The 26794-nt window shown below is 72.3% G+C and carries 26 protein-coding genes; 14 read left to right on the forward strand and 12 right to left on the reverse strand.

Translation table 11 applies throughout. The features are described from left to right. The first annotated feature begins 242 nt into the window (after window positions 1-242). The 5 genes from FXF52_RS06240 to FXF52_RS06260 all read left to right on the forward strand — a co-directional run bounded on the left by FXF52_RS06240 (window position 243) and on the right by FXF52_RS06260 (window position 4344). Entirely contained in the window at window positions 243-893 is a 651-nt protein-coding gene (locus tag FXF52_RS06240) for a hypothetical protein (protein WP_148794286.1), read from the forward strand. A gap of 130 nt (window positions 894-1023) precedes the next feature. Further along, on the forward strand, window positions 1024-1335 hold the full coding sequence (locus FXF52_RS06245) for an STAS domain-containing protein (RefSeq protein ID WP_148794288.1): 312 nt from the start codon (window positions 1024-1026) through the stop codon (window positions 1333-1335). A 141-nt stretch (window positions 1336-1476) separates the two neighbouring features. Then, window positions 1477-2367: a DMT family transporter gene (locus tag FXF52_RS06250; RefSeq protein ID WP_148794291.1), complete on the forward strand. Its 891-nt coding sequence runs from the start codon at window positions 1477-1479 to the stop codon at window positions 2365-2367. A 70-nt stretch (window positions 2368-2437) separates the two neighbouring features. Next, entirely contained in the window at window positions 2438-3034 is a 597-nt protein-coding gene (locus FXF52_RS06255) for a helix-turn-helix transcriptional regulator (protein ID WP_148794293.1), read from the forward strand. Continuing rightward, on the forward strand, window positions 3031-4344 hold the full coding sequence (locus FXF52_RS06260; protein ID WP_148794295.1) for an MFS transporter: 1314 nt from the start codon (window positions 3031-3033) through the stop codon (window positions 4342-4344). Before FXF52_RS06255 ends, FXF52_RS06260 begins: the two co-directional genes overlap by 4 nt. A gap of 76 nt (window positions 4345-4420) precedes the next feature. On the opposite strand, the gene FXF52_RS06265 is transcribed toward FXF52_RS06260, so the two are convergent. From FXF52_RS06265 to FXF52_RS06280, 4 genes are all read right to left on the reverse strand, one after another. After that, window positions 4421-5179, reverse strand: a complete 759-nt coding sequence (locus tag FXF52_RS06265; RefSeq protein WP_148794297.1) for a peptidylprolyl isomerase — start codon at window positions 5177-5179, stop codon at window positions 4421-4423. Between the two features lie 182 nt (window positions 5180-5361). Continuing rightward, on the reverse strand, window positions 5362-6120 hold the full coding sequence (locus FXF52_RS06270; protein ID WP_148794299.1) for an SRPBCC domain-containing protein: 759 nt from the start codon (window positions 6118-6120) through the stop codon (window positions 5362-5364). A 100-nt stretch (window positions 6121-6220) separates the two neighbouring features. After that, window positions 6221-6679, reverse strand: coding sequence for a DUF6069 family protein (locus tag FXF52_RS06275; protein ID WP_148794301.1), 459 nt, complete (start codon window positions 6677-6679; stop codon window positions 6221-6223). A 1-nt stretch (window position 6680) separates the two neighbouring features. Further along, a complete protein-coding gene (locus FXF52_RS06280) occupies window positions 6681-7289 on the reverse strand; it encodes a helix-turn-helix domain-containing protein (RefSeq protein ID WP_187413347.1) in 609 nt (202 codons plus the stop codon). A 158-nt stretch (window positions 7290-7447) separates the two neighbouring features. On the opposite strand from FXF52_RS06280, the gene FXF52_RS06285 reads away from it, so the two are divergent. Next, entirely contained in the window at window positions 7448-8788 is a 1341-nt protein-coding gene (locus FXF52_RS06285) for an ROK family transcriptional regulator (RefSeq protein WP_148794303.1), read from the forward strand. Here the strand turns inward: FXF52_RS06285 and FXF52_RS06290 are convergent. Next, a complete protein-coding gene (locus tag FXF52_RS06290) occupies window positions 8756-9412 on the reverse strand; it encodes a MauE/DoxX family redox-associated membrane protein (protein WP_148794305.1) in 657 nt (218 codons plus the stop codon). The genes FXF52_RS06285 and FXF52_RS06290 overlap by 33 nt on opposite strands. Before the next feature lie 123 nt (window positions 9413-9535). Here FXF52_RS06290 and FXF52_RS06295 point away from each other — a divergent pair, with 123 nt between their 5' ends. Further along, window positions 9536-9988 (forward strand): S26 family signal peptidase, encoded by a 453-nt coding sequence (locus tag FXF52_RS06295; protein ID WP_255471766.1) that lies wholly within the window; start codon window positions 9536-9538, stop codon window positions 9986-9988. Here FXF52_RS06295 and FXF52_RS06300 read toward each other — a convergent pair. Together FXF52_RS06300 and FXF52_RS06305 are read right to left on the reverse strand one after the other, a co-directional pair. Further along, window positions 9941-10528 (reverse strand): peroxiredoxin, encoded by a 588-nt coding sequence (locus FXF52_RS06300; RefSeq protein WP_148794307.1) that lies wholly within the window; start codon window positions 10526-10528, stop codon window positions 9941-9943. The two genes, FXF52_RS06295 and FXF52_RS06300, sit on opposite strands and share 48 nt — an antisense overlap. 83 nt (window positions 10529-10611) lie before the next feature. Next, on the reverse strand, window positions 10612-10797 hold the full coding sequence (locus FXF52_RS06305) for a hypothetical protein (protein ID WP_148794309.1): 186 nt from the start codon (window positions 10795-10797) through the stop codon (window positions 10612-10614). Window positions 10798-10960: 163 nt separating this feature from the next. Between FXF52_RS06305 and FXF52_RS06310 the strand changes: the two genes are divergently transcribed. Continuing rightward, window positions 10961-13957, forward strand: coding sequence for a BTAD domain-containing putative transcriptional regulator (locus tag FXF52_RS06310; protein WP_148794312.1), 2997 nt, complete (start codon window positions 10961-10963; stop codon window positions 13955-13957). Here FXF52_RS06310 and FXF52_RS06315 read toward each other — a convergent pair. Then, window positions 13921-15756: an ABC transporter ATP-binding protein gene (locus FXF52_RS06315; RefSeq protein WP_148794314.1), complete on the reverse strand. Its 1836-nt coding sequence runs from the start codon at window positions 15754-15756 to the stop codon at window positions 13921-13923. The two genes, FXF52_RS06310 and FXF52_RS06315, sit on opposite strands and share 37 nt — an antisense overlap. 117 nt (window positions 15757-15873) lie before the next feature. Further along, window positions 15874-16698 carry a LysR family transcriptional regulator gene (locus FXF52_RS06320; RefSeq protein WP_148794316.1) on the reverse strand — a complete coding sequence of 275 codons (825 nt, stop codon included), beginning with the start codon at window positions 16696-16698 and terminating at the stop codon, window positions 15874-15876. A 36-nt stretch (window positions 16699-16734) separates the two neighbouring features. Here FXF52_RS06320 and FXF52_RS06325 point away from each other — a divergent pair, with 36 nt between their 5' ends. Then, entirely contained in the window at window positions 16735-17076 is a 342-nt protein-coding gene (locus FXF52_RS06325) for a DoxX family protein (protein WP_222870431.1), read from the forward strand. Window positions 17077-17223: 147 nt separating this feature from the next. Further along, a complete protein-coding gene (locus FXF52_RS43985) occupies window positions 17224-17877 on the forward strand; it encodes a carboxymuconolactone decarboxylase family protein (protein ID WP_319993783.1) in 654 nt (217 codons plus the stop codon). 45 nt (window positions 17878-17922) lie between these two features. Here the strand turns inward: FXF52_RS43985 and FXF52_RS06335 are convergent, their stop codons facing one another. Both FXF52_RS06335 and FXF52_RS42410 read right to left on the reverse strand, forming a co-directional pair. Continuing rightward, a complete protein-coding gene (locus FXF52_RS06335; RefSeq protein WP_148794318.1) occupies window positions 17923-19563 on the reverse strand; it encodes a tetratricopeptide repeat protein in 1641 nt (546 codons plus the stop codon). Between the two features lie 274 nt (window positions 19564-19837). After that, window positions 19838-20362, reverse strand: a complete 525-nt coding sequence (locus tag FXF52_RS42410; protein WP_222870432.1) for a GDSL-type esterase/lipase family protein — start codon at window positions 20360-20362, stop codon at window positions 19838-19840. A 1188-nt stretch (window positions 20363-21550) separates the two neighbouring features. Here FXF52_RS42410 and FXF52_RS06345 point away from each other — a divergent pair. Further along, window positions 21551-21703, forward strand: a complete 153-nt coding sequence (locus FXF52_RS06345; protein WP_187413348.1) for a hypothetical protein — start codon at window positions 21551-21553, stop codon at window positions 21701-21703. A 19-nt stretch (window positions 21704-21722) separates the two neighbouring features. On the opposite strand, the gene FXF52_RS06350 is transcribed toward FXF52_RS06345, so the two are convergent. Then, window positions 21723-22856 (reverse strand): IS630 family transposase, encoded by a 1134-nt coding sequence (locus FXF52_RS06350; RefSeq protein ID WP_255471767.1) that lies wholly within the window; start codon window positions 22854-22856, stop codon window positions 21723-21725. Window positions 22857-23340: 484 nt separating this feature from the next. Here FXF52_RS06350 and FXF52_RS06360 point away from each other — a divergent pair, with 484 nt between their 5' ends. From FXF52_RS06360 to FXF52_RS06370, 3 genes are all read left to right on the forward strand, one after another. Continuing rightward, window positions 23341-23712: a YciI family protein gene (locus FXF52_RS06360; protein ID WP_148794321.1), complete on the forward strand. Its 372-nt coding sequence runs from the start codon at window positions 23341-23343 to the stop codon at window positions 23710-23712. Between the two features lie 43 nt (window positions 23713-23755). Further along, complete coding sequence (locus FXF52_RS06365) at window positions 23756-24970, forward strand: RNA polymerase sigma factor (protein ID WP_148794323.1); 1215 nt, start codon at window positions 23756-23758, stop codon at window positions 24968-24970. A 651-nt stretch (window positions 24971-25621) separates the two neighbouring features. Beyond that, the gene (locus tag FXF52_RS06370) at window positions 25622-26647 is read left to right on the forward strand and encodes a glycoside hydrolase family 3 N-terminal domain-containing protein (protein ID WP_222870433.1); all 1026 of its coding nucleotides are present in this window, start codon (window positions 25622-25624) and stop codon (window positions 26645-26647) included. The last annotated feature ends 147 nt before the right edge of the window (window positions 26648-26794 follow it).

Raw genomic sequence — 26794 nt, forward strand, 5'->3', positions numbered from 1 at the left:
TGATCGCCGCCGCGAGCACCAGTTACCGCACCGGCGGACCAGCCATCGCCGCCCGAGGCCCCGCATCGGTCGGCCACGCCCGTCCCGGTCGCCTTCGGGAGCGTTCGTCCCATCACGGCGGCGAGCCGGACGGCCTCGCCGACGGGCCCCGAAAGTCAGGCATCCCCCCGGTGCTCCGGGCCGCGATGACGGCCACGCCCAGCACCCGAACGCCGCCGACCATCAGCAACCAGGAGAACTTCGTGCACACACCGCCCGTCCGCCGCGCCCGGTGGCAGGACATCCCCGACATCGTCGACCTCGTCGTCGGCCCCTTCGCCGGCAGCGCCGTCGGCGCCTGGCTCGTACCGGACGAACGCCACCGGCGTCACGTGCTCACCGCCGTCATCCGCGTCTGGATCGAGCACGCCCTCCTCTGCGGCGAGGCATATCTCCTGCAGGACCAGTCCGCCGCCGCGGTCTGGCTGCACCGGTATGGTCTCGTGCCAGCCCCGACCGAGTATGGCGAGCGGCTCGCCGTCGCCTGCGGCGACTACCTGGACCGTTTCCTCCACCTCGACGACGTGCTGGACACGCACCGGCCCGCCGACCCGCACAACCATCTGGCGTTCTTCACGGTCGCGCCGAATCCCCACCGGATCAGGCGCGCCGCCACGCTGTTGGCGATGAGCAACGCCCGCATGGGCCAAGCCCTGCTCCCTGCCTACACGGAGGCGACCACCGTCGCGGAGCGAGACCTGTACGCGCGGCACGGCTACGTCGCAGACCAGCCGTTTCCGCTCCCCGACGGCACCACTGCCTACCCGATGTGGCGCAGACCGGGACGGTGGCGGGTCGGCCACCGCTCGCTCACCCCGGCGGTCTGCCCGTACCGGGCCGCCTCGGCGGCCTAGGCGGCGCGGCGTCCCGCGGTCGGGGCGCTAGTTGCCGGATGACAATCTCTCAGCGGCCAGTCAGGCGCATAGGGTGCTGGGACAACGGCTAGCAGTGGGGGCAGTCGACAGATGAAAGCACACGGGACTCGTGAGTAACTTCACCATCAGTACGTCATTCGCGGCGGACGGCACCACGCTGCTCCATGTCCGTGGCGAGATCGATGTCTCCACCTCCGCCGAACTGCTGTCCGCTGTCGTGAACGAGGTCACCCGACGTCGTCCGCCGAAGCTGGTGGTGGACATGCTGCATGTGACGTTCCTCGACTCCACCGGCCTGACGACCCTGCTCTCCGCCCACCGGGCCGCCCAGCAGCTCGGCACGACGCTGGTCGTACGCGAGCTCAGCGCTTTCGTGCAGCAGCAGCTGCGGGTGGCCGGCATCTACGACATCCTCACCTGATCCCGTCAGTGCGGCACCCGCACGACGCCTCGTCGGCTTCTTCACACGCGTGATGGGTGAGATCACTCCGCACGCCAGTCGTTCCGCGCAGCTCCGGCCGGGAGCGGTGCTTCGGAGGGTGCGGAAGGGGTACCACCTTCGGTGGTCTTCATCCTTGCACTCGGCGCCGCCCTGCTGCTCGGGACCGGTTCGGTCATCCAGCAGCGGGTCGCCTTCCAGGCCCCGGACGGCCTGGCGCTGCATGTAGGGCTGCTGTGGCATCTCGCCCGGCAGCGGCTGTGGCTGCTGGGACTCGCGGCGACCCTGCTGGGTGGCGGGCTCAGTGGCCTCGCCCTCGGTCAAGGCTCGGTCGTGCTGGTGCAGCCGGTCCTGGTGCTGCGCCTGCTGTTCGCCCTGTCGGTCGCGGCGCTCTGGACCCGGCGCCCCCTCAGGCGCCGCGACTGGGCGGTGGCCACGGCCGTCACCGTCGGCATGGTCGCCTTCCTGGTGGCGGGTCAGCCCGGACCAGGAAACCCGGAGGGCGTAGCGGCCTGGGAGTGGGCCGTGGCCGCGGCCGCCATCGGCGCGCTGACCTGGATGCTCGTCCGTGCCGCGCGCCGGCTGCGCCCCAATCAGGAAGCGCCGATGCTGTCGATCGGGGCGGGAATGCTGTTCGGACTCCAGTCGGCGCTGACCCAGTCGGCCTCGCACCGACTGTTCACCGAGGGGCTGCTGGCGCTGCTGACCAGCTGGCAGCCGTACGCCGTGGTGCTGATCGGGTTGCTGGGCACGCTGCTCGCGCAGAGCGCGTACGACCTCGCCCCGCTGTCCGTCGCCTACCCGCCGCTGGCCGCGGCCGAGCCGCTCGCCGGCATCGCGGTCGGCATCGGCGTGCTCGGCGGGACGCTGCGGCTGGCCCCGGGAGCGCTCACCGTCGAGGCCATGGGCCTGATCGTGATGACGCTGGCGGTGTATCTGCTGGCCGCCTCGCCGCACATCGTCGGCCACCACCACCAACAGCCGGCGAAGAAGCGCGGCGAGAACGGCTCGTAGCCGGGATCCGACAGACGGCGCAGGGAGCTCGACCGTTGCCAAGGAGGACGTGAGAGACTACTTTCGAAACATGTCTCTCAAGAATCCGTACGGGGATTTCGAGATCACCGACCCGCAGGCGCTGCGTGCCCTGGCGCATCCGGTGCGGCTGGCCGTCCTCGGCCATCTCCAACGCCACGGCCCGGCCACCGCGACCCAGTTGTCGCCGCACGTGGGTGCCACCCCCTCGGTGGTCAGCTGGCATCTGCGTCACCTGGCCTCGTTCGGGCTGGTGACCGACTGGGACGGGGCGACCAGCCGGCGCGAGCGCTGGTGGCAGGCGGCGGCCAAGGGGTTCCGCTTCAACCTGCCCGACGACGCCGACGGGCAGAACGCGGCACGCCAGCTCCAGGGCGAGATGTTCGCCCAGAGCGCCGAACTGCCGCAGCAGTGGCTGCTGCACGACGAGCCGCGGCTGGACACCGAGTGGCGGCGAGCCGCCGGCCTGGCCAACACCCGGATCATGCTCACCGCCGAGGAGATGCAGCAGCTCAACGACGACGTCGAAGCCCTGATCGCCAGATACGTGCAGCGCCCGGAGGCCGAGGCGCCGGCCGGGGCGCGGGGCGTACGGCTGCTGCAGTACGTCCTGCCGGAACCCGGCGGCGACGAGCGGAGCGAGGGATGAGCGCGGTCACCGCCGCCCCGCCCGGTACGGTCGGCACCAGCCGGCACTTCCGCACGTTCTGGCTGGCCCAGGCGATCTCGCAGTTCGGCGACCGCATCACCGAACTCGCCCTTCCGCTCATCGCGGTCACCATGCTGGCCGCGACACCCGGCCAGGTCGGCGTGCTCACCGCCCTGATCTGGCTGCCGTACCTGTTCGGCGTGTTCGTCGGCGCCTGGGTCGACCAGCGTACGCACAAGCGGCGGCTGCTGGTCGTCGCCGACCTGATCCGCGCGGCCGTGCTGGTCAGCCTGCCCGTCGCCTACCTGCTCGACGTGGTCAGCCTGGCCCAGCTGTTCGTCGTCGCGGTGCTCACCGGTGCCGGCGCGGTGCTGTTCGCCATGGCGTACCCGTCGTTCTTCGTCACGCTCGTGCCGAGCACGGCCTACATCGACGCCAACAGCAAACTCAGCCTGAGTCGAGCCGGGTCGTTCGTCGCCGGTCCCGCGCTCGGCGGGGCGCTCGTGCAGCTCCTGACCGCGCCCGTCGCGCTCGCGGCCGATGCCCTGTCGTTCCTGGGATCCGCGCTGCTGATCGGGCGCATCCCGACCGACGGGGTGCCACCGGCGCCGACCCGGTCGTCGGCCCGCACGCGGATCCGGGACGGGCTGGCGCTGCTGCTGCGGCACCGCGTGCTGCGCGCCGCCCTCGGCGCCACCACCACCGTCAACTTCTTCACGTTCATCGCGACGGCGCTGCTGGTCCTCTACGCCAGCCGCGACCTGGGCCTGTCGGCGGGCGCTATCGGACTCGGCATGGGCGCCGGTGCCCTCGGCGGCGTGGCCGGTGCGGCGTTGGCCCCACGCGTGGCCCGGGCGATCGGCGTTGGCCGCACCGCTGTCATCGGCACCGCGCTCTTCCCGGCGCCGCTGGCGCTGCTGGCGCTGGGCAGCGGCCCGACCGGGGCGAAGATCGCGCTGCTCGCCGGCGTGGAGTTCGTCTCCTCGGTCGGCGTCATGCTCATGGACATCAACCTCAACGCCCTGATCGCCAAGGTCACGCCCGACGGCGCCCGGGGACGCACAGCCGGCGCGTACAGCACCGTCAACTACGGGATCCGGCCGTTGGGCGCGCTGATCGGCGGCTGGCTGGGCACGGCCATCGGACTGCGTCCCACCCTCGTCCTCGCCGGCGTCGCCGGCGCCTCCGCCGCCCTGTGGCTGATCCTGTCACCGGTACGACGCATCACCACGCTCGACGACGAAGCTGCCGCGGCGGCCGCCGAGAGTCCCGACGGCCGCACCCTGCCGGAAGCTGCGCCGGCGGGGTGACGCCACCATGGCGGCAGGCGACGAAGCCCCCGGGACCTCGCCGGCGGGGCGGGGATCCGCCCCGCCGGGTCGGGCGTCAGCGCCCCCGAGTGGCCAGGGAGATCTCCACCGGCAGGGCCGGCGCACCGTCGACCGGCGCCGGGTCCTCGGGCGTGGCGGCGATCCCGCCGGCCGCGATCCGGTCCAGGGTGGCCAGCCCGGCCTCGTCGACCGTGCCGAAGACGGTGTAGTTGGGGCGCAGCGCCGAGTCGGACTGCACCAGGAAGAACTGGCTGCCGTTGGTGTCCGGGCCGGCGTTGGCCATGGCCAGGGTGCCCCGGGCGTAGAGGCGACGGACCCCGGTCGGGTCGGTCGGCGCCGGCGGCAGGTCGGTGGGCAGTTCGTCGGCGTACCGGTAGCCGGGCCCGCCCTCGCCGGTGCCGGACGGGTCGCCGCACTGCAGCACCTTCAGAGTTGGGTACGCGGTGAGCCGGTGGCAGGGCGTCCGGTCGTAGAACTTGTGGCGGGCCAGGTGCAGGAAGCTCTGCACGGTGCACGGGGCCTGTTCCCGGTCGAGCGTCAGCCCGATCGGGCCCTGGCTGGTCCGCAGGGTGACCCGCACGGTGCCGTGGTCGGGTGTGTGCCGGGGGTCCGGCGGCAGCTGTACCGGCCGGGCCGCCGGCTCGTCCGGCGTCGGCGTGTACGCGCACGGGCCCTTCGTGGGTGCGGGCGCGGCGGCCGGCGCCGCGGTCGCCGCGGCGCCACCGGCGGCGACCAGCGCGGCGGACACCGCCGCCACGCCCGCGAGGCGGGGCAGCAGCTGCGGGATGGCGTGCGGTCGGGTTTTCCTCGACACGTGGTCCTCCCTGGACTTGTGGTAGCAGAGAGACCGGAGTCTATGGAGCCGGTGACCCGATGTCGATGAACCGTCGGCTTTGACGGGCTTCCCGGCGGCCGGCGACGGAAGCGGCCGCTCTCCGGTTTGTCCGGGAAGCGGCCGCTGCTGATCGTCGCTGTCGGCGGGGTTCCGCCGGCCGGTCAGCCGATGGGGAGGGCGTTCACCCACTGCTGCCAGGCCTGCTCGGCCCGGGCCGGGTCCTGGTCCGGCGCGAAGATGTGGTGGCCGAGGACCAACGCGTTGCCGCGTTCGGTGCCGGAGTGCAGGAAGCGGTAGAGCGCGTCGTCGGTGCGAACGCCGAAGTAGGTGGGCAGACCGGCGATGTCGACGACCCCGTCGATCGGCGGCAGGCCGTCGACGGTGAGCCGGGCCCGCTGCCCCTCGGAGATCGGGCCGGTGATGCCGAACGCGCCGGCCACCGCCGCGAAGACCTGCTCCGGGGTCCCGGCCCCGGGGCGGAACGCGGCGACCGGGGCACCGGTCCGGCCGGCGAAGTGGGCGAGGTACGAGGCGAGGGTCCTCAGGTACATGTCCCAGCCGGCCTGCATCGCCTCGTACTCGGTCTCCCAGTTGTCGCCCAGGACGCCGCTCTGGACCAGCCGCAGCACCGTGGCGCCCTGGTCACGGCCCTCGATCAGGTATTCGATGGCGTTGAAGCCGCCCTCCTGCCCGAACTCAGAGCGGATGGCGAACCGCTTGCCCGGCTCCCAGGCGGTGACGGTCGCCTCGTCGGTGTGGCCGGCCATGGTGAGGCTGCTGCGGCCGCCCTCGCGCGGCTCCACCTCGCTGCGGCCCATGAACCAGGAGTCGATACCCGGTCCGGTGGCGATCGCCTCCCACACCTGCTCGGGGGTGGCGGCCAGCTCGATGTCCTTCTGCAGCTCGAAGTGGTGTCCCATGATGTGGCGTCCTTTCCGGTGATCGGTGTCGTCGAGAATCGGGTGAAGTGGCGGTGGCCGGCGCCGGCGGGCCGGCGGTGGCCGGGAGGTCGCGGTCGGGTCAGCGGGCGGCCGTGCCGGCCGGGCGGAGCATCGGCAGCAGCGCGGCCGCCACCACGACGTGCAGCACGCAGAGCATCAGCCGGGTGTCCACGGTGGCCCGCTCGATGAAGATCGGGACGAAGGAGGCCGCCAGCACGGTCCCGGCGAGCCCGCCCCAGATCGGCCGGGCGTGCCGGGTGACGCGTTCGAGCAGCGCCAGGGCGCCCCACCCGAGCAGCCCGAAGACCAGGCTGAACACGGCGATCTCCGGCAGGATCAGCGGGTGCGCCTGGGTGGACCCGGGGTCGGTGAGCGTGAAGTCCACGCCGGCGGCGCGGGCGACCAGGTAGAGCAGGCTGTTCGCGCCCACCGCGGCGGCGACTCCGAGCGCGCGCCGGCGACGGCGGCGGGATGCGGCGCTGACGGTACGGGCGGTCGGGCGGGCCGCGGCGATGATCGGGCTGGTCGTGGTGGTCATGTCAGGACTCCTCGGATTCGTTGCCGGACGTGGGGTTGACGCTGGGGTGCAGGGCGAGCACCACCCGGTGCTCGCGGCCGCCGGGGGTGTTCTCGTCGTGGTACCTGCTGACCAGGGCGCTGACCGTGGACGCCAGTTCCTCGGCGAACGCGGCCCGGTCGCGGGCGGAGGCGAACCGGACGGTGGCGTCGATGGCGAACGTGGCCACCCGCTTCTTCGCCCGGTCCGCGCCGGTGATGAGCGCGCCGACGTCGTGCACGAGCCGGGCGGCGACCGCGAGCAGCCACCGCGCGGACAGCCGGTCCGGCGCGTCGGACGGGTTGGGCCGCACGGCCGCGAGGGCCGCCGGCGAGATCACGTACGACGCCGCGGTGGCCCGCATGACCCGTTCGGTGACGTTGCCCTTGCGGCGCTCCTCCACCAGCTCGATCAGGCCGTGCTGCTCGAGCGCGCGGAGATGGTAGTTGACCTTCTGCCGAGGCAGGCCGACCCGGGCGGCGAGCATCGTCGCCGAGGCCGGTTCCGCGAGCGCGGCCAGCAGCCGGGCCCGCATCGGGTCCAGCGACGCCTCGGCCGCCGCCGGGTCCTCGATCACTGCGATGTCGAACATGACCCCACCTTCCCACCGACAAATTTTTTTGTCAAGACAGATCTGGTTTTCGGTGTGCGCCCGCATCACCCCGCCGGCTCGCGGAACACCGCGCTCCACCGCACTGCCACCGGTCACCCGGCACCGGAGGTACGCCCGCGCCGCCCGACGCCGGAATAATGGGACCCCGCGACGCCGCCGCACCGCCGGAGGTCGGATTGGTCCAGGACGAGATCCGCCGACGCAATCTCGGCACCCTGCTGCGCCACGTCCACCTGGGCGGTTCGGCCTCCCGCGCCGTCCTCGCCGGGCGGATGGGTCTGAACCGCAGCACGATCATGGGGCTGACCGCGGAACTCAGCGCCGCCGGTCTGGTCCGTGAGGAGGCGCCGACCGACACCGGGCGAGCGGGTCGACCGTCGCTGCTGGTCCGCCCCGAGTCCCACCAGGTGTACGTGCTGGCGTTCGACGTCGCCGTGGACTGGCTCGTCGCCGCCCGGGTCGGGCTGGGCGGGGTCGTCCTGGACCGCCGGCGGGCGCCCCGACCGCGCGCCGGGGCCGACCTCGAACGGGTGGTCGAGGTCCTCGCCTGGTTCGGTCGGCAACTGCACGAGGTGGCCGCGCCCGACTCGGTCTGCGTCGGAGCCAGCGCCTCGTACTGCGGGATGATCCGTCCGGGCGACGGCATGGTCCGCTTCGGACCCGACATGGGCTGGGTGGACCAGGCGTTCGGCGCCGAACTCAGCCGCCGGCTCGGGCTCGGCCTGCCCGTGTCGGTGGGCAACGAGGCCCACCTCGGGGCCGTGGCCGAGCAGCAACGCGGGGCGGGTGTCGGCTTCCAGAACCTGATCTACCTGCACGGCGACGTCGGCGTGGGCGGCGGGATCATCGTCGGCGGCAAGCTGCTGGACGGTGAGGGCGGATACGCCTGCGAGCTCGGGCACATGGTGGTGAACCCGTACGACGGGCGACCCTGCGGATGCGGCTCCCGCGGCTGCCTGGAGGCGGAGGTCGGCGAGCGGGCCCTGCTCGACGCCGCCGGACGGCCCGCCGAACTGTTCGGCCGCGACGCCCTGCGCGCCGTGGTCGACGACGCCGGCCGCGGTGATCCGGTGGCCCGCGACGCCCTGCACCGCATCGGCGACTGGCTCGGCATCGGGGTGGCGAACCTGATCAACCTGTTCAACCCAGGCATTGTGATCTTCGGAGGGATGCTGCGCGACGTGTACCCAGGCGCGGCCGGCCAGGTCCGCGCCCGTATCGCGGCCAACGTGCTGCCGGTCGCCAGGGAGCGCGTACGGCTGCACACCTCGGCGCTCGGCGACGACGCCACCCTGGTCGGCGCCGCCGAACTCGGCTTCTCGGCCCTGCTGGCCGATCCACTGGGTACGCTCGCCGCCACGACGGCCCAACCGGCGGCCGGTGGGAGCCCGCGGCAACGCCAACCCGTACCGTCGCCGGACCGTCCGCCCGGCGCACCCGGCAGGTCAGCTCGGATGACCCCGCCGGCAGGTCCTTGACACTCCCGCCGGTCGGCGTCGGAGCGGTGGAGTCAGCCGCCCGACCGGCCGCCCCGGAGGTCGCCACCCCGATGGGCCGCGCCTCCCCGACGCGGTGGCCGGCAAGAACAGGGCCGCGAGATCGTCGAGGCGGACGACGATGAGCGCGCCCACCGCGCCCAGCGGTACGGCCAGCACCGCGGCCCGGATCGGCACCCCGGGATCGCCGAGTGAGGCGTACGCGCCGAGCCCGGCGACCACGGTCAGCACGACGTTGCGGGCGAGGTGGTGCCGGCCGAACGGAGCCGCCGCGGCTTCACCGAAGCACCGGCAGGACACCGGCACACCACGATGGAGAACCACCGCGATCGCCACCGTGAACGCCGCCAACAGCGCCGCCGCCACCGTGAACCCGACCGTGGCCACCGCGGCGCCGGGCAGCGGCACCAGCAGCAGGGGCACCGTCGCCTCGGCCGCCGCCACCGCGCCCGCGACCGGGACGACCAGCTGCGCCGGCAGCACGTTCATGGTCCGCAGCGAGTCGGCGAACGCCCGGAACGCCGGCCGCCCGCGTAGCTTGCTGGCGGCCGACGCCAGGAAGACCAGCGCGAGCAGGCACCGGCTGAACACAAACAGGTACGACATGCTCTCCTGCTTCCTTGTCGTTGCTCGCCTCTGCGAGGCGGTGAGCAGGCTTGGCTGATTCGCTCGCCGTCGGCGACAACGAGCCCGGCTGTTCCCCTGCTGCCGCTCCGCTACCGTGGTGCGGTGGATCGACCCACTCTGCTGATCACGGTCGGCTCGTTCGTGGTGATCGGGATCGCCGTGCTGGTTGCCCGCGCCCTGCTCCAGGTGGTCGGGGTCAACGGCGACAGCATGACCCCGACGTACCAGGATGGCGACCAGCTCCTCGTGCTCCGGCGGGGATTCCGGCGCCGGCTGCGGGTCGGCGCCGTCGTCGTCTGTCTGCCGCCACCCGGCATCAGGATCACCGCGGGCGACGCCGACGCCGCCACCCAGTTGATGGTCAAGCGGGTGGCGGCGCTGCCGGCAGGACAGGTCTACGTCCTCGGGGACGCGCCTCGGCACAGCCTCGACTCGCGGGCCTTCGGCGCGCTACCGCCGGAGCTCGTGCGGGGCGTGGTCATCCGACGGCTGCGGGCCGCCCTGCGGTCATCGCCCGGCGGGCACGACGTCGCGCCCCGGGGACAGGTTGGGTAGTTGGCTGGCGTTGTTGCTGACGCCGGCCACCCGGCCATCGGTGTCGACCAGGTAGAACGCGGGGAACGCGGCGACCTGGAAGGCCGACTGGACCGCCCCGTCGAGCGGCTCGTGGACGATGGTCGCCCGACTGTCGAGCACGCCCAACGCCGCCACCAGCTCGGCGCGCTCGCGGTCCTCACGGTCCGGCGCCGGCTGCAGCCGGGTGAGCACGATGAGCACCGCCGCCGGGGTGTCGAGCGCTTCGGCGAGCGCCGACCGTACCGAGGGCAGCTGCTCCTGGCACCCCGAACAGTCGGGGGCGAGAAACGCCACCAGGCCACCCGACGCACGCAGCGAGGCGATGGACACCACGTCCCCGTCGTCGGTCGAGGCGGTGAAGTCCGGCACCTGCGCGCCGACCGAGAGGGTCACCGGCGGGCGGCCGGCGGCCAACTCCTGCGTGTGCTCGCGCAGCTTCCGGATGACGCCGAACGTGAGCAGCAGGTTCAGCAGCGTGAGTGTGGTGAGTACGACGAGTACGGCGACGACAATGGGCATCGGTTTGCTCCTGACGGGAATGGGCACGTGCGCGTCGCGGCCGGGGGGGGGTGTCCGGCCGCGACGCCTTCACGGGGCGTTGCTCAGCAGTCCGTACCCCACCAGCACTGGCACGAGCTGTTGCAGGTGCGCCACTTGAACCGGGTGGTGGTGTACCGGCAGCACATCGGTGTGTTGGTGCAGGACGGCTGGCAGACGGCCGAGGCGGTGGTCTTGGGCAGCATCAGCGCCAGGAACCGGTCCGCCAGTGCGCCGACGTGACGGGTCATCGTGTACCTCCAATCTGGATCTAGACTGATCGCGGACGGTAGGCGGACCGGCTACACGGCGACCTACAGCATCGATACAACCGTTACCCGTGACGTGTTGCGGATCGTCGTACGTCGTTCCTAGGGTGCTGGCCGTGGTGGACCGAACCAGAACCGAGGTGCCTTGAGCCTGCGATACCAGCTGCTCGGCCCACTTCGGATCACCGCCGCCGGCCGGGCGGTCCCCGTCGGGCCGCAGAAGCAGCGGGCGATGCTGGCCGCTCTCCTGCTGTCGGCCAACGAGCGGGTGTCTCTGGACCGCCTCATCGGTGAGCTGTGGGACCAGCCGCCCCGCTCGGCCGTGGCGAACCTGCGCACCTACGCCAGTGGGCTGCGCCGGTTGCTGACCGAGCTGGACGGCGGGAACGCCGGCGGCGACCGGTTGGTCGCCAGCGCCGCCGGATATCAGCTGCGGGTCGACCCGGAAGAGCTGGACCTGCACCGCTTCCAGACCGCGATCGAGCTGGGCCGCGCGGCCCTCGCCCACGGTGACCACGCCGTCGCCACCGCCCGGTTCCGGGAAGCGCTGGACCTGTGGCGGGGCCGACCGGCCGAGGACGTACGCCCGGGGCCGGAACTCGCTGCCCGGATCACGCTGCTCGAGGAGCAGCACCTGTCGCTGGCCGAGGACCTGATCCAGGCGCGCCTCGCGCTCGGCGAGCACACCTCGGTGACCGGCAACCTGCGGCTGCTGATCACCGCCCACCCGTACCGGGAGCGGCTGCGTCACCAGCTCATGCTGGCGCTGTACCGGTCCGGCGACGCGCCGGCGGCCCTCTCGGCGTACGCGGAGACCCGCGCGGTCTTCGCCGACCAGCTCGGCCTCGAACCCGGAACGGAACTGTCCCGGCTGCACCAGGCCATCCTGCGGCGGGCCCCGGAACTGTCCACCCCCGACGCGGCCGAGGAGCCCGCCGACCCGCAACCGGCCCCCGGGCCCGGTAACCCGCCCAGCCCAGCCGAACCGCCGCGTCAGCTGCCGCCGGACCCGGCGGCGTTCGTCGGCCGGGTCGATGAACTGCGGACCATCGAGCGGGCCTGCACGGCCGCGAACCGGCCACGGCCCGGTCCGTCGGTGGTCGTGCTGCACGGCCCGGGCGGGATGGGCAAGACCACCCTGGCGGTACGCGCCGCGCACCGACTCGCGAGCCACTATCCCGACGGACAGCTGTACCTCGAACTGCAGGGCGGAGCCCCCGGCATGCCCAGCGTCGAACCGTTGCCGGCGCTCGGTCAGCTACTGCGCGCGCTCGGCGTACCGGCCAGGGACGTGCCGCTCGATCTGGCCGAGGCGGCCGCGCGGTTCCGGTCGGAGACCGCCGGCCGGCGGCTGCTCATCGTCCTGGACGGCGCGGCCGGCGCGCAGCAGGTCCGGCCCCTGCTCCCGGCTGGCCAGGACTGCGCCGTCCTCATCACCAGCCGCCGACCGGCGGGCACCCTCGACGCGCTCCGGCTCCGGCTGGACCGGCTCAGCGACGCCGAAGCGCGCCAGCTCCTTGACACCCTCTGCGGCGACGGGCGGGGGGCGGCCGACCCCGACGCGGCGGACCGCCTGGCGAGGCTGTGCGACGGGCACCCGCTGGCGCTGCGGATCGCCGGAGCCCGGCTCGCGGCCCGCCCCGACTGGTCCGTCTCGGTACTCGCGGATCGGCTGGACGACGAGCGGGAACGCCTCGACGAACTGCGCGCGGACGACCTCGCCATCCGATCCAGCTTCTGGAACACCTACCGCCAGTTGCTCGACAGCGCGGATCCGGACGACCGCACGGCGGCGGCCGTCTTCCGGTCGCTGTCCCTGCTGCGGGTGCCGGAGATACCGGCGCCGCTCGCCGCGGTCACGATCGGTGTTCCGGAACGGCGCGCACTGGCGCTGCTGGACCGGCTCACCGAGACGCACCTGCTGGACGGGATCGGGCCGACCCGGTTCCGGTTCCACGACCTGCTCCGGCTCTACGGCGCGGAGCTGGCCGAGGAGACGGACCCGGCCGCCGAGCGCCAGCGCGCGGTACGCCGCGGGCTCACCGCGTACCTGACCACGGTGCTGCGCGCGGGCCAGCTGTTGCGCCCGCAGCGGGCGGCCGAACTCGCCACCGGACCCACCGTCGTCGAGCTGGGCACGCTCGACGACGCCGTACGCTGGGTCGACGGCGAGTTGGCCGGGATCATCGCGGCCGCCCGTCAGGCCTGCGACGCGGCCCCGCATCTGAGCCGGCTGTGTGTGGAGGCGATTCCGTCCGTGGCCGTGTGGCTGCAGAAGCGCAACCGGTGGGCGGAGGCCGATGCCCTGGTCGCCGTCTGTGAGCAGGCGGCGACGCTCGCCGACGACGATGCCGCCCGGGCCAAGGTGCTCGCGCTGCGGGCGACGCTGCACTGGCGTACCGGCTCCCCGGAGGCGGCATGTGGCGCGTTGGAGTCGGCGCTGGAGCTGTGGCGCCGGCTGGGTGATCGCGAAGGCGAGGGGCGGGCGCTGCAGAACCTCGGCTGGTTCCATCACCGTACGGGGTCCCCGCGGCGGGCGGCAGACCTCGTCCGGGCGGCGGTCGGGCTCCTCGCCGGCGCGAACCCGGTATGGCTCGCGATGGCCTTGCACAACCTGGCCGAGATCGAGTTCGAGCTGGGTAACTTCCCGGCCGCCGGCGAACACCTCACCCGCTGCCTGGCGATGCGGCGCGAACACAATGATGCGGTCGGCGAGGCGATGACGCTGGTCGCTCTCGGCCGGACGCAGAGCCAACTCGGGCGGCACCTGGACGGGCTGACGGCACTCACCGCCGGCCTGCGGCTGTGCCGGCGGACCGGCAACCGGGAGGACGAGTGGGAGGCGCTGCTCAGCCGCTCGGAGGTGCACCTTCGGATCGGTGACGTGGCGCTGGCCGACCGGGACGGCGAGGAGGCGCTGACCCTGGCCCGCGCGGCCGGCGACCGGTACGGCGAGGCGGCCGCGCTCCGGCAGCTCGGCCGGGTGCGGGAACGCCGTGGCGAGCGCGCGGCGGCGGACGGGTACGCGCGGCGGGCCAACCGGATCTTCGCCGACCTGCCCGGCCGGCGGGACGGCGTGCTCGAAACGTTCCTTGCCCGCGCGGATCAGCCGGCCGGCGTTCCCGCCTCGGCCGGGGCGTAGCCCGCCGCCTGCATCCGGAACAGTGTGGCGTAGGTGCCGTTGGCCGCCAGCAGGTCCTCGTGCCGGCCCGCCTCGACGACCCGCCCGCCGGAGAGCGCCACGATCAGGTCGGCGTCCCGCAGCGTACCCAGCCGGTGGGAGATCAGGACGCTGGTTCGGCCGGCCCGGTATTGGCGCAAACGGAGCTGGATGTCGCGCTCGGCCTCGGCGTCCAGGCCGGCGCTCGGCTCGTCGAGGATGAGCAGGTCCCGCGCCGCGGGCAGCACGGATCGGGCGATCGCCACCCGCTGCCACTGCCCGCCGGAGAGCAGTACGCCGGCGTCCGCCCGATCGCCGTCCAGTTCGAACACCCGGGACAGCATCGTCTCGTACCCCCGGGGCAGGCCCTCGATGGTCTCGTGGATGCCGGCCCGGCGGGCGGCGTCGGCGATCCGGGCGGCGTCCTCGGCGCGTACGTGGTCCGGGCCGGCCGGGTCGACATCGCCGAGCCAGATGTTCTCCGCGGCCGTGAGGTCGTACGTCATGTAGTCCTGGAACACCGCGCCGATCCGGGCCCGCAGGTCGTCCACGGTTAGCTCGCGAAGGTCGACGCCGTCCCACCGGATCGCGCCCCGGGTCGGGTCGTAGAACCGGCACAGCAGCTTGACCAGGGTGCTCTTGCCGGCGCCGTTGTGGCCGACCAGGGCCACCGTCTGTCCATGCGGGATGAACAGGTCCACGCCCCGCAGCACCCATGGGTGGTCCGGACCGTAGCGGAACCAGACGTCGCGGAACTCGATGCCCCGCCGCAGCGGGGGGACCGGCAGTGGTCGGGCCGGCTCCGGCAGGTCCGGCGGGCAGGTGACAATCTGCTCGTAGTGCCCGAGCAGCAGCATCGCCTGGTGGATGCCGGCGAGGTGCTCGATCAGGGTGGCCAGGCTGCTCTGCACCCCGGCGACGGCGGCGATGAAGACGGCCACGTCGCCCACCGTGAGCCCGCCGGATCGGGCGGTGGCGACGGCCCACACCAGGCCAGTCCCGGACAGCGCCGCGCTCAGCACCGCGAGCAGTGCCTGGACGCGCACCTCCCGGCGCTCGTGGGCCCGACGGGCGGCACTCGCGGCGCCCAACTCGGCGAGCATCCGGCGGCGGAACAGCCCACCCAGCCGCAGCAGACGTACCTCCTTGGCCGCGGACAAGCTGGTCAGCAGGCTGGCGTAGAACATCTCGCGCCGCTCCCCCGGCCCGATCTCCCAAAGCATGTCGGCCCGTCGCCGGCTCAGCCGGAGCTCGGCGATCAGCGCGGGTACGCTGCCGGCCGCCACCAGCACGGCCATCACCGGGCTGATCACCACGAGGGTGCCGAGGAAGCCGGCCAGCAGCACCGCACCCTGCACCAGGCCGAGCAGGCCGTCGACGCAGCGGCTGGGCCCGTCCCGCCCGGCCTGCTCGGCCAGCCGGAGCGTGTTCTGGAACGCCGGCTCCTCCAGTCGGCGCAGCCCGGCGAGGCGGTCGGTCGCCGCGTACAGCTGGTCGAGCGCGACGACGGCGGCCGAGCGCGCGAGGTCCGCCCGCAGATAGTTCGTCAGGTGCGGCACAACGGCGAGGCCGACGGAGACCACCGCCAGCGCGGTCGCCACCCCGAGGATCGCGCCGCCGGACGCGTTCGCGACCCGGTCGAGGACCAGTTTGGTAAGCCAGGCCGCCAGCACCGGAAGCGCGCCCGCGATCGGCGCGAGCACGACGTACGCCGCCAGGTCGGCTCGCCCGGCCCGCCAGACCACCGCGACGGCCCGCGCGGTCCGGGCAATGCTGATCATGGCGAGAGGGTACGGATGCCACCTCCAGGAGCAGCTACAGCGCCGGTACAGGTGGCGGGATCCAAAGCTCTGCCGCGGCCCGTCCCCTGCCGAGCAACGCCGGTAGGGGTATCGCGGTCACCCGATACCCGCTGCGCCGGCCGTTGCGGCGCGGTCGGATCGCGCCGCCGCGGCGGTCTGGGCGAATGCTCGAACGAGTGGGTTGTCGTTCGCGCTGCGCCAGATGAGCGCCCAGCGGCCCAGCGGGGCGCCGCGGATGGGCAGGTAGACGGTGCCTGGTCGCTGGTAGTAGCGGCTGGCCTCGGCGAAGACGACGCAGACAGCCTGGTTGGCGGCCACGACCGCCTGCGCCTCCTGGAAGGTGGCGACCCTCGGCCCGCGAGGGATCGGACGGCCGCTGGGCGTGTGCGCGGGGATCAGCGCTGCTTCCCAGTACGCGGGGACGGCCGGCGTCACCTGTGGCAGGACGCAGTCGGCGAGGTCTTCCAGGGATACCGATTCGCGCGTGGCGAGTGGGTGTGCGGCGGCGACCATGAGCATCAGCGTGTCGGTGAGGACAGTCGGCCCGACGGTGAGGTCTGGCTCGCGTATCAGAAGCCAGCAGGTCTGCAGGTCCACCTTCCCGGCCCGCAGCGGCCCGAACGGGTCGCTGAAGTGCACTTCACGGAACAGGATCTCGCAGTGCGGGTTGCGGGCACGGAAGCGGTCGATGACCGCGGCGAGCTCATAGGCGTGGGGGCCGAAGACCCCGAGCGTGAGGGTTGCGGTGTGGCCGCGGGCGGCCGCGGTCGCGGCGTCGATAGCGGTCCGGATCTGGCCGTAGGCGGCCCTCAGATCCGTGTAGAGCTGCTCGCCCAACGGCGTCAGCCGGACCGTGCGGCTGGTGCGATCGAACAGTCGCGCGCCGATTCGCCGCTCCTGCTTCTTGATCGACTGACTCACCCGCGCCCGGTATGGCCACTCGGTTCCGACTACGCCGTGAAGTTCACGAACTGGGGCTACCCGTCGTGGTTCCGGTTCGTGGTCGGCACGATCGAGCTGGTCTGTGCGGTCATGCTGCTCATCCCCAACCGGCGGTTCCGGTTCATCGGCGCGGCCGGCCTGGTGCTCGTGCTGGACGGTGCGGTCACCACCCACATCGTCAACCACGACCCGATCACCCAGAGCCTGGCCGCACCGTCACACCTGCTGATCGCCGCAGTGATCGCGCTGGCCAACTGGCCCGCCGACTGGAAGCACCTGCTGCGTCCGACAGCAGGTCCCGACGGTCCGACCGCCGCCTCGTCCCAGCCGGCACGGGTGGCGGCGGCCAGTCGATAACCGGCGAGCCCACAGCCAGAACCCGGCACAGCCTGGTTACCGGCACCCCGCGGAAAAGCATTTCTACCCCCCGAGGCGGTCACACCCGCCCCGGCCCGCCGGTCAACCCGCCGGAACCGAATACACGCACAACGAGAAGGAGTACCCGTGCAGCCACGGATGAAGAACCCCGCCGTCGTCCTGCCCGACGCGATGCAGCCAATCCAGGCGGTCTTCAAGGCGGTCCACGCCGGTGGCGTCGAGGCCGAGACGCTGGAACTGGTCCACCTGCGGATCAGCCAGATCAACGGGTGCAGCGCCTGTGTCGACGCCGGCGCCAAGACCGCCCGCAAGGCCGGCGTCAGCGACGAGCGCCTCGCCACGGTCGCTGCCTGGCGGGAGGCGCCATACTTCACCGACGCCGAACGCGCCGCGCTCGCCCTGGCCGAGGCCGCCACCCGGCTGGCCGACCGCCCGAACGCCGTGTCCGACGACGTCTGGAACGCCGCCGCCAAGCACTTCGACGAGAAGGCCCTCGCCGCGATCGTTCTCATGATCGGCGTGACGAACCTGTTCAACCGGCTCAACGCCACCACCAGGCAGATCGCCGGCGCCTGGGCTGACCCGAGCCGGGCATCAAGCTCCGCCAGCCGCGGCCTGGCGGAGCTCGACCCGTTCCTCCCAGAGGACCGATCCGTTGTCGATGAGCTGGGCGAGCAGCTCCCTTGGTCGGCTGGGCTAGCCGTGCTCTGCGCGTACACCGTGATCGCGATGCGGATGGCCGTCGGCCGCAAGCAGGCGGCGGCCATCGACTGGCGATAGTGGACGGTGCGGAGGCACCACCCCAGCACCCGCCTCCGACTCCGCCTAAAGGTGAGGTGCGGAATCCTGGCGCGAGGTGCGGGTGAGGCGGCCGAGGCCACGGGCCCCGGCGTAGAGCAACCAAGCCAGCCCGGCCACCAGGCCCGCACCCGTGACCAGGAACGCCGGCACGGCGACAATCTCCGGCAGCGGCATCGCGGAGGACGGTAGGGCCGCAGCCAACGCGATGGCGACCAGCTCCACCAACGCGGCCAGGGTCAGCGGGACGAGCAGCATCCCGAGCGCGGCGTTCTGCCGGCCGGGGCGGAGGATGAGCCGGCGCCGCGACCACGCGCCGTAACCGAGGAAGCCGGCCAGCGCGACGGTGCCGACGACCGCCCGGCCCGGCCACGGCGCCGGCGGATCGGCGCTCATCACCAGCGGCACCACCGCGAACAGCGCTCCGGCGCGGACCAGCCGCATCACCCACCGGCCCGCATAGGACGCCTCGCGCTGCTCGGCGAGCAGGTCGGTGGCCCGCGGTTGCCCGAACGTGCCCCGGGCCGGCCCCGAGGCGCCCGCCGGCCGAACGCCCGCCGGCGAAGTGCCCGCCGGAGAGGTGCCCGGACCAGCAGAGGATCCGGGCGCGAGGGGCGGCGGGCCGGCGACCTTGCGGTCGGCGGTGACGGCCGCCGCCCCGCTGACGATCAGCGCCAGGAAGTGTGCCGCCATCGGAACCACGATGGCGGCCGAAGGCGGCCGGTCCGGATCCTGGCGCAGCGCGGTGACGATCAGCCCGGCCGCGGTGAGCGCGCACAGGGCCAGCCCGAACAGCCGCACGCGGGCCCGGATGTCCGTGCGGATCACGTGTTCGGCGTACGCCCGCGCGCCGGGAGAGAGGGCGCGCCAGGTTCGGGCGGCCCACAGCAACCACAGCGCGGGCGGCAGCACCGCCAACGGCCACATCCACGGAAGCACGGCGAACATGCCCATGAAGCCGGCCGTCCAGACCGACATCATCGCCCAACCAGCGAGGCCGCCGATGACCACCCGATCCAGTTCGGTACGGGCGGCATGGTTGGTCGGTTCCGCGGCCAGTACCGCGCTGACATGCCCGGCGGCGGCCGCCAGCCGCCCTCGAGTGGCCGCGACGCGACCGAGCCCGGTGAGCGCCGCCTTGTGCTCCGGGTCGAGCGCCAGCGCCCGGCGGTACGACCGGCTGGCGAACAGGTTCCAGCCGATCGAGTGGAACATGAGTGCCCGGATGTAGTGCGGGCCGGCCGACTCCGGGGCCAGACCCACCGCCCGCTTGATCGTCCGGAACGCGTGGCGCGGCTGCCCGAGGTTGAGCGAGGCGAGCGCCAGCGCGGCGTACCCGCGCCAGTCCTCGGGCGCGAGACGGACGGTCTCCAGCGCGCTGGCTCGCGCCGCCGTCGGATCTTCCACACCGATCTGGGCGAACGCGAGCAGCAGGTGGCCCTCGTGCTGCCCGGGCGCGACCGCGACGGCCCGCGCCGCCACGTCCCGCATCGCGGCGAACTCGTCCTCCGCCTGGTACGAGCGGGCCAACATGTACAGCGCCTCGACGTTGTCCGGATCGCCGGCCAACACGGCCGTGATCTCCCGCCGTGCCGCCTCGATCCGGCCGACCTCCAGCAGCGTGCTGGCTCGCGCCACACCGGCATCGGACGCCGCGTGCCTCGTCATCGGCCCACCCTAAGCGAGTGTTCCCGTCGGTGGCTGAGGCCCTTGTGGGTGGACCGGGCGCCCCGGCCATCGTCTCCGGATCCGGCGTCGACCGGGCCGACTATCCGGGGAAGGAGAGCGCGGGACGGAAGAGTTTCAGGTGCACCGCGTCAGCCATCGCCTGGTAGCCGGCGCCGCTCGGGTGCAGGTGGTCGCCCGAGTCGTACGCGGGGAGGAGCCGCAGCGGCTGACCGGGGTCGCGGGTTTGCGGGCCGAAGTCGACGACGCCGTCGAACTAGTCCGTGCCACGGATCCACTCGTTGACCGCAGCCCGGACGGCCTCCCGCTCGGGCGTCCACTTGTGCCAGCCCTGAAACGGAAGGATCGTGCCGCTGACGATCCGCAGCCCGCGGTCGTGGGCCCTCAGCGCGATCTGCCGGTACGCGGCGATCAGCTGCGCCGGGTCGTACTGCGAGGGGTCCTGCTGGATGTCGTTGATTCCTTCGAGCACCACGACGGTGCGCACCCCGGTCCGGGCCAGCACGTCGCGCTCCAGACGAGCCAGCGCGTTCACGCCCTGTCCCGGGCTGCCGGCGTCGAGCAGCAGCCGGGTTCCGCCGATGCCGGCGTTGAGCACGCCGAACCGTTCCTCGGGCGGGCCGGCCAGCATCCGGGCGGCGAGCCGGTCGGGCCAACGGCGGTCGGCGGCGGGGGTGGAGCCGGTGCCGTCGGTAATGGTGCCCGCAGCGGCGGCAATGGTGGCAACTGCGTCGAGGCGGCCGACAACCTGCCCGAGATCGTCGCCGGTATGCGACGGCAAGGACCGCCTGCGGGGCCGGCAAGCAGAGCTACGGCTCGGCCTACCCGGGACACGGCGTTCATCGTTGACAGTCGGTCTTGGACTCTGGCGGACCGGTCCCGGACCGCCTCTGCCGGTCCGCGCAGGCCTGCCCGCGGTCCGGGATGCCACCGTCGCGGTCCCGCCTCGGCGGACCAGCGCTCGGCGGTCCCGGACGGCGTTCGGCGGTCCCGGACCGGCGGGCGGGCGACCCACACTGGTCCGGGACCGAGGCCTGCAGATCGTCGCTCTGGTCCCGGCCGACCGGACCGCCGCCCACGCCTTGACCGCTCACGGACACCACCGCGAGGCCCTCGCCCGACGGCTACGCGCTGACGGGCACCACCTGTCCGCCGCCACCGCTTCCGCGCTCGTGCAGCTCCTGCGCGCCGATGCCACCACACCCCGACCAGCTCACGCGGGACCTGTCAGACCGGGACTCCGCCTGACAGGACCACGGTCCGCGATTCCGGTCAGGCTGCGCCGTGTCTGTGAGGCAGAACGGGCGCTGCTGTCCGCAAGCCCGCTGTCTGACAGAATCTGACCGGACCTCACAGGACCTCACAGGACCTCACAGGACCTGACACGACCTGACAGGACCTGACCCGACGGGTGGGCCAGCAGTTGGTCTCCAGAGAACCGAGGGCAAGTCCAGGTCGGCGGCGCTGTCGGCCCTGACGGAGGCTGACAAGGGTGCAGCAGCGGTATGGAATCCCGGTGGCCGGCGGGCTGTGCGGCGACCCGTGCGAGCGGTCGAAAAGGGGCCTGTCGTGGGCGCTCGTCGCCGCCGAGCCGGCCCTGTGGTTGTCAGCTCGCGTGTGGGGGCTCGGCTGGGTGCGGCATTGGGGGCTCGGTTGGGGGCGTCGGCCATTCGAGGCCCCAAACGAGCCTTGCCGATCTGCCCTGTCAGGCGGCTGAGCTGCGGAAACACGATCCGATACGAACCCATCAGCAAGATCAACCTGTCCCGACTCCCTAATGCTTCTTAGGGATCCCCCAGGGGTTTCTTAGCCGAGCACGCCACGATGGAGACCTCGACTACCTGGCGAGACACCCCCGGAAATTGCCTCCGCCCGACTGGGGATTTGCTGGTTCGGGCGATGGCGGCCAGCGCAGCCCTCCACGCCGAGCGGCTGGCGATATCGCCAAAGCGGGACATGGAGAGGCAGTGTGTCCGGGCGGACCCTGCTGAACGGCCGCTACGAGCTGGAGCCGTTGCCGATCCCCGGTGGAGCCATGGGGCAGGTCTGGTTCGGCCGGGACACCACACTTGACCCGGAGATCACCTCGTACGCGAGCCGAGAGCATCCGTTGAGCGGGTAATGGCGGAACTAGTGCCGCATCAGGCAACGTTCGCCCTGTTGACTACCTCGCGAAGGCGTTCGTCGGCGGCGTTCTTGTTCCGCCAGATGATGTGGCGGCGGATCATGCTGCCCTGCTGCTTGTGGTTGGCGTGGTCGGTGCCGTCGAGGGTGAAGTAGCGCAGGGCGGTGAACTGGGCCTCGATGCGGTTGAGCCAGGAGCTGTTGGTCGGGGTATAGGCGAGCTCGACGTTGTTGGCCGCGGCCCAGTCGCCGACCCGGGTGTCCTTCTTCGTGCTCAGGTGGGGGGAGTAGTTGTCGAGCACGATCGCGATGCGGATCTCGGGTGGGTAGAGGCTGCGCAGGTAGCGGCAGAACTCCAGGAACCGCGTGCGGTGTTTCTTCGGCTTGATGTGGCCGTAGAGCCGGTCCGTGCTCAGGTCGTAGGCGGCGAACAGGTGCCTGACGCCGTGCGGGCGGGTGTAGGTCGCCCGCCGGCGTGCCCGGGGTTCCCGGTCAGGGTCCTTGTGCCGTCCGCCGCGCTCTGCCCACTGCCGTCCAGGGTGAGGTTGGAGATTCAAGGGGCCGAACTCGTCCAGGCAGAACACGACCTCGGGCTCGCCGTCCTCGGGTATGACCTCGCCGTCGGCGATCGCGTAGAGGTGCTCGACGCGGGCCTTCTTGGCGGCGTAGTCCGGGTCGCGGGAGGTCTTCCAGGTCTTTATGCGTTGAAATGACACGCCCTCCTCGCGGAGCAGGACCCGTAGGCCCTCGTGGCTGATGTCGTCGACCACCCCCTCAGCGACCAGGAAGTCGGCCAGCTTGGCCAGGCTCCAGGTCGAGAACGGCAGGCCATGCTCGGCGGGCTTGGACTTGGCGATCTTCTTGATCTCCCGGCGTTCTGGGAGGGTGAACGTCTTGGGCCGGCCACCTTTGTACTTCGGGTAGAGCGAGTCGAAGCCGTCGGCGTTGAAATTGTGGATCACGTCCCGGACCCGATCAGCGCTGGTGAACGTCACCTCAGCTATCTTCCCCACCGACATGCCCTGCGCGGACAGCAACACCATCTGCGCTCGCCGCCAGGTCACCACCGACCCAGTGCCCCGACGGATGATCCGCAACAGCCGCTGCCCCTCGTCGTCATCGATCTCGCGAGCACGTACCCGGTCTGCCACCCGGACAGCCTGACGGCGCCACGCCGTCCGGGCCAGCATCCACACGGCGCGTCACGTCACGACGGGGCAAACGTTGCCTGCTGCGGCACTAGTGTTGTCCGGAATCACGCCTCGCGCCGACGTGTGCATTCCGTCGTTCGAGGAGCTACACGCAATCGACCCAGGGTTCTTTCGACGAGGACAGGCGGGCACCCATCTCGACGAACTGTCGGACGATCTTCATCAGCTCTTCTGGTCGCGGCCCGACAATCGCGCCGCGATGACGCTACTGGGCTACCGCTAGGCCACGAAAGGCTCCTTGGCCCCCAGGCAACCGACCTGCCGCGCTGACCTGTCGCCGCGGGCTCTGACGGGCGAAACGGGGTCGGACGGATCGGCTGCGTCGCGGCGAGAGATTTCTCCGGGGCCGTGTCGATCCGCGGGCCACTCGTTCGACGTTAGGGTGCGAGGCCGAGAGGCGGTCCCGCCGGACGAGGAGAACGCGATGCCGAAGTACCTGCTGATCATGCGGGGCACCGACGAGTCCAACGCGGCGATGATGGCCAACATCGACGAGATGATGGCCATGACCCGCCAGTTCATCGAGGAGATGGTCAAGGCCGGTGTTCTTCTCGCGGCGGAAGGGCTGGACGATCCGCGCCAGGGCGTCGTGGTCGACTTCAGCGGCGAGGCCCCGGTGGTCACGGACGGGCCGTACGGCGAGACGAAGGAACTGTTCGGGGGCTTCTTCCTGCTCGACGTCGCCTCGAAACAGGAGGCGGTCGAGTGGGCCAAGCGGGTCCCGGCGGCCCCCGGGTCCAAGATCGAGGTCCGGCGGGTGCCCGGAAGCGACGAGGTCCCGCAGGTCGGCGAGTGATCGCCAAGGACTGGGCCGGGCGCGAGAGCAACGGCCAGATCTGATGGGTACGGCCGATGTCGAGGCCGTCTGGCGGATCGAGTCGGCGCGGATTGTCGCCGCGCTGACCCGGTTCACCGGCGATTTCGGGCTGGCCGAGGACGCGGCCCAGGAGGCGGTGGCCGAGGCGCTGGTGTCGTGGCCGCTTGCCTCTCCGGCGAATCCGGCCAGTTGGCTGATGGCCACGGCCCGGCGGCGGGCGATCGACGCGATCCGCCGCCGGACCGCCCTCCAGGACCGATACGCCCTGCTGGCGGCCGACTTGGCGGTCGACGAAGAAGTCGATCCCGACAAGATCGATGACGACGTGCTTGCGCTGATGTTCATCAGCTGCCACCCGGTGCTCTCCCCCGAGGCCCGGGTGGCGCTGACCCTGCGCGTGGTCGGCGGCCTGTCCAGCGAGGAGATCGCCCGCGCGTTCCTCGTACCCGTGCCGACCGTGCAGGCCCGCATCACCCGGGGCAAGAAGACGATCGCGGCGGCTGGGGTGCCGTTCGAGCTGCCGCCAGCCGGCGAGCGCAGGGAGCGGCTGGGCGCCGTGCTCAGGGTCATCTACGTGATCTTCACCGAGGGGTCGACGGCCACGTCGGGCGACCGGCTGCTGCGCCCCGATGTCGCATACGAGGCGATCCGGCTGGCCCGCACGCTGGCCGCGCTGCAGCCGGACGAGCCGGAGGTGCACGGCCTGCTCGCGTTGTGCGAGCTGACAGCAGCGCGCTTCCCTGCCCGGACCGGCCCGGACGGCTCGCCGATCCTGCTCGAGGACCAGGACCGGCGGCGGTGGGACATCTCGGCAATCCGCCGTGGGCTGGCCGCGCTGGCCAAGGCATCGACTCGCGGCCTCGGCCCCTACGGCCTACAGGCCGCGATCGCCGCCACCCACGCGTCGGCGCCCTCGGTCGAGGCAACCGACTGGGACCGGATCGTAGTGCTCTACGAGGCACTCAGCCGGGTCGCACCCTCGCCGGTGGTCGAGCTCAACCGGGCCGTCGCCGTTGCCATGGCCTCGGACCCGGCGCAAGCCCTGGCCATCGTGGACGAGCTGATCGCCTCGGACCGGCTCCCCGGTTCGCATCTGATCCCGACCGTACGCGGAGAGCTGCTGGCCCGGCTCGGACGGCGGCCGGAAGCGCGCGCCGAGTTGGAACTGGCGGCCCGGCTGTGCGCCAACCAGCGCGAACGCTCAGTGCTGCTGCGCAAGGCGGCCACACTGAGCTGACTTCTCCAGCTCGGCCAGCCGGGATTCGAGCGCGGCCCGGATGCCGTCGATCACGTCGGCCGAATCCCCGAATGCGGACGGCGGGAGCGCGGCGAGGTAGCTGACCGCGATCCCCGGCGAGTTGGGCAGGAAGCCGGGGGCGAGGGCTTAGCCGTATGGCCGCGTAGGGCGACGATGTGGGCGACTAGGCACCGACGGATCTCCCGCACATACTGCTGATAGAGCCGCCGTACCGGGCCCGGTGACACAGGGAGGCACCCATACCGGCAGGCGCAGCGCTGGCGATCGCCGCCGGAGCGGATGCACCGTTCATCGTCGCCGGCGGATGAGATCGAACACCGCAGACCGGTCACCGTCGACTGATCGTCGGGTCCCGTCAGGCGCACCGGGATCGGTGCCGGCTACGCGGAGGTGGTCATGTACTCAGCGGCGAAGCTTCCCACCGTTCTGGCGACCGGGGCTCTCGCTCTTGCCATGGTCTCCTGCCAGTCCTCGCACGCCCCCACGCCCGGGCCGGCCAACCCTGATCCGGCACGCTCGATCTGGTCCGCGCCCGGCGGGTCGGGTGGCGGACGGGTGGCATCGCCGTCCACATCGACCGAGCCGCCGCCCACGAAGGCCCCGGGCACGCCACCCGCGCCGGTACCGTCCGTGCCCGCGCCGACCAGGTCGGCCGGCCTGACCAGGTGGCAACTGGCCGGGCAGCGGATCATCTACTCCTACCCCGGGTTGACACCACCGGCGAGCCTGATGAGGATCATCCGCGCCGGTGAGGCCGCCGGGGTGATCTTCTTCGGGGAGAACATCGCCAGCACCGCCCAGATCACCTCGGTGATCGCCCAGTTGCGACTGGCCCAGGCGCAAAGCCCGGTCCATGTGCCGCTGCTGCTGATGGTCGACCAGGAGGGTGGCCTGATCCGACGGCTGCCGGGGGCGCCCGCGCTGTCGGAGAAGCGGATCGGCCAGTCCGCCGATCCGGTGGCCGCGGCGGCCGCGGCGGGCACCGGAGCCGGCCGCACCCTCGCCGCAGTGGGCATGAACGTCAACCTCGCCCCGGTTCTCGACGTCTACTCCACCGCGGGCAACTTCATCGACCAGTACCAGCGCTCCTACAGCGCGAACCCCGACACCGTCGCGGCTTTGGGACGCGCTTTCATCACCGCCCAGCAGCGCACCGGCGTGGCCGCCACCGCCAAGCATTTCCCCGGACTGGGATGGGCAGCAACGGCCCAGAACACAGACACCCGGCCGGTCACCCTGTCGCAGTCGCTGGCCACGTTGCGCGGCACCGACGAGTTCCCGTACTCAGCCGCCGTCGGCGTCGACCTCGTCATGGTGTCCTGGGCCATCTACCCGGCGCTGGACCCGAACCGCCCTGCCGGCCTGTCGCCGACAGTGGTCAAGCAGGAACTGCGCGGCCGCATCGGGTTCACCGGGGTGACCGTCACCGACGCCCTGGAAGCCGGTGCGCTGGCTCCCTACGGCAACACCGGCCAACGCGCGGTCGCCGCCGCCACCGCCGGCATGGACCTCATCCTGTGCTCCGCCCGTGACGTCAGCCAGGGCGAAGCCGCCACCGCCGCCCTGGTCAACGCCCAGACCGGGGGCCAACTCGACACCGCCGGCTTCATCGCCGCGGCGGATCGGATCGCCGAACTGCGGGCCCGTCTCCACTGACCGTCTAGTGAGGCGGCCATCCGACGGGCTCCCCCCGCCCGGACCGGCCCGTAAACGACCCGAGCACCCCCCAAGTCAGGCGTCGCGGAGCCGGCCCAAGTCAGCCGGCGGACCGACGAGGATGCCCTGGGCTGAGGATGCAGGACG

It is taken from the genome of Micromonospora sp. MP36 (assembly GCF_008119785.1).
GTDB lineage: Bacteria > Actinomycetota > Actinomycetes > Mycobacteriales > Micromonosporaceae > Micromonospora.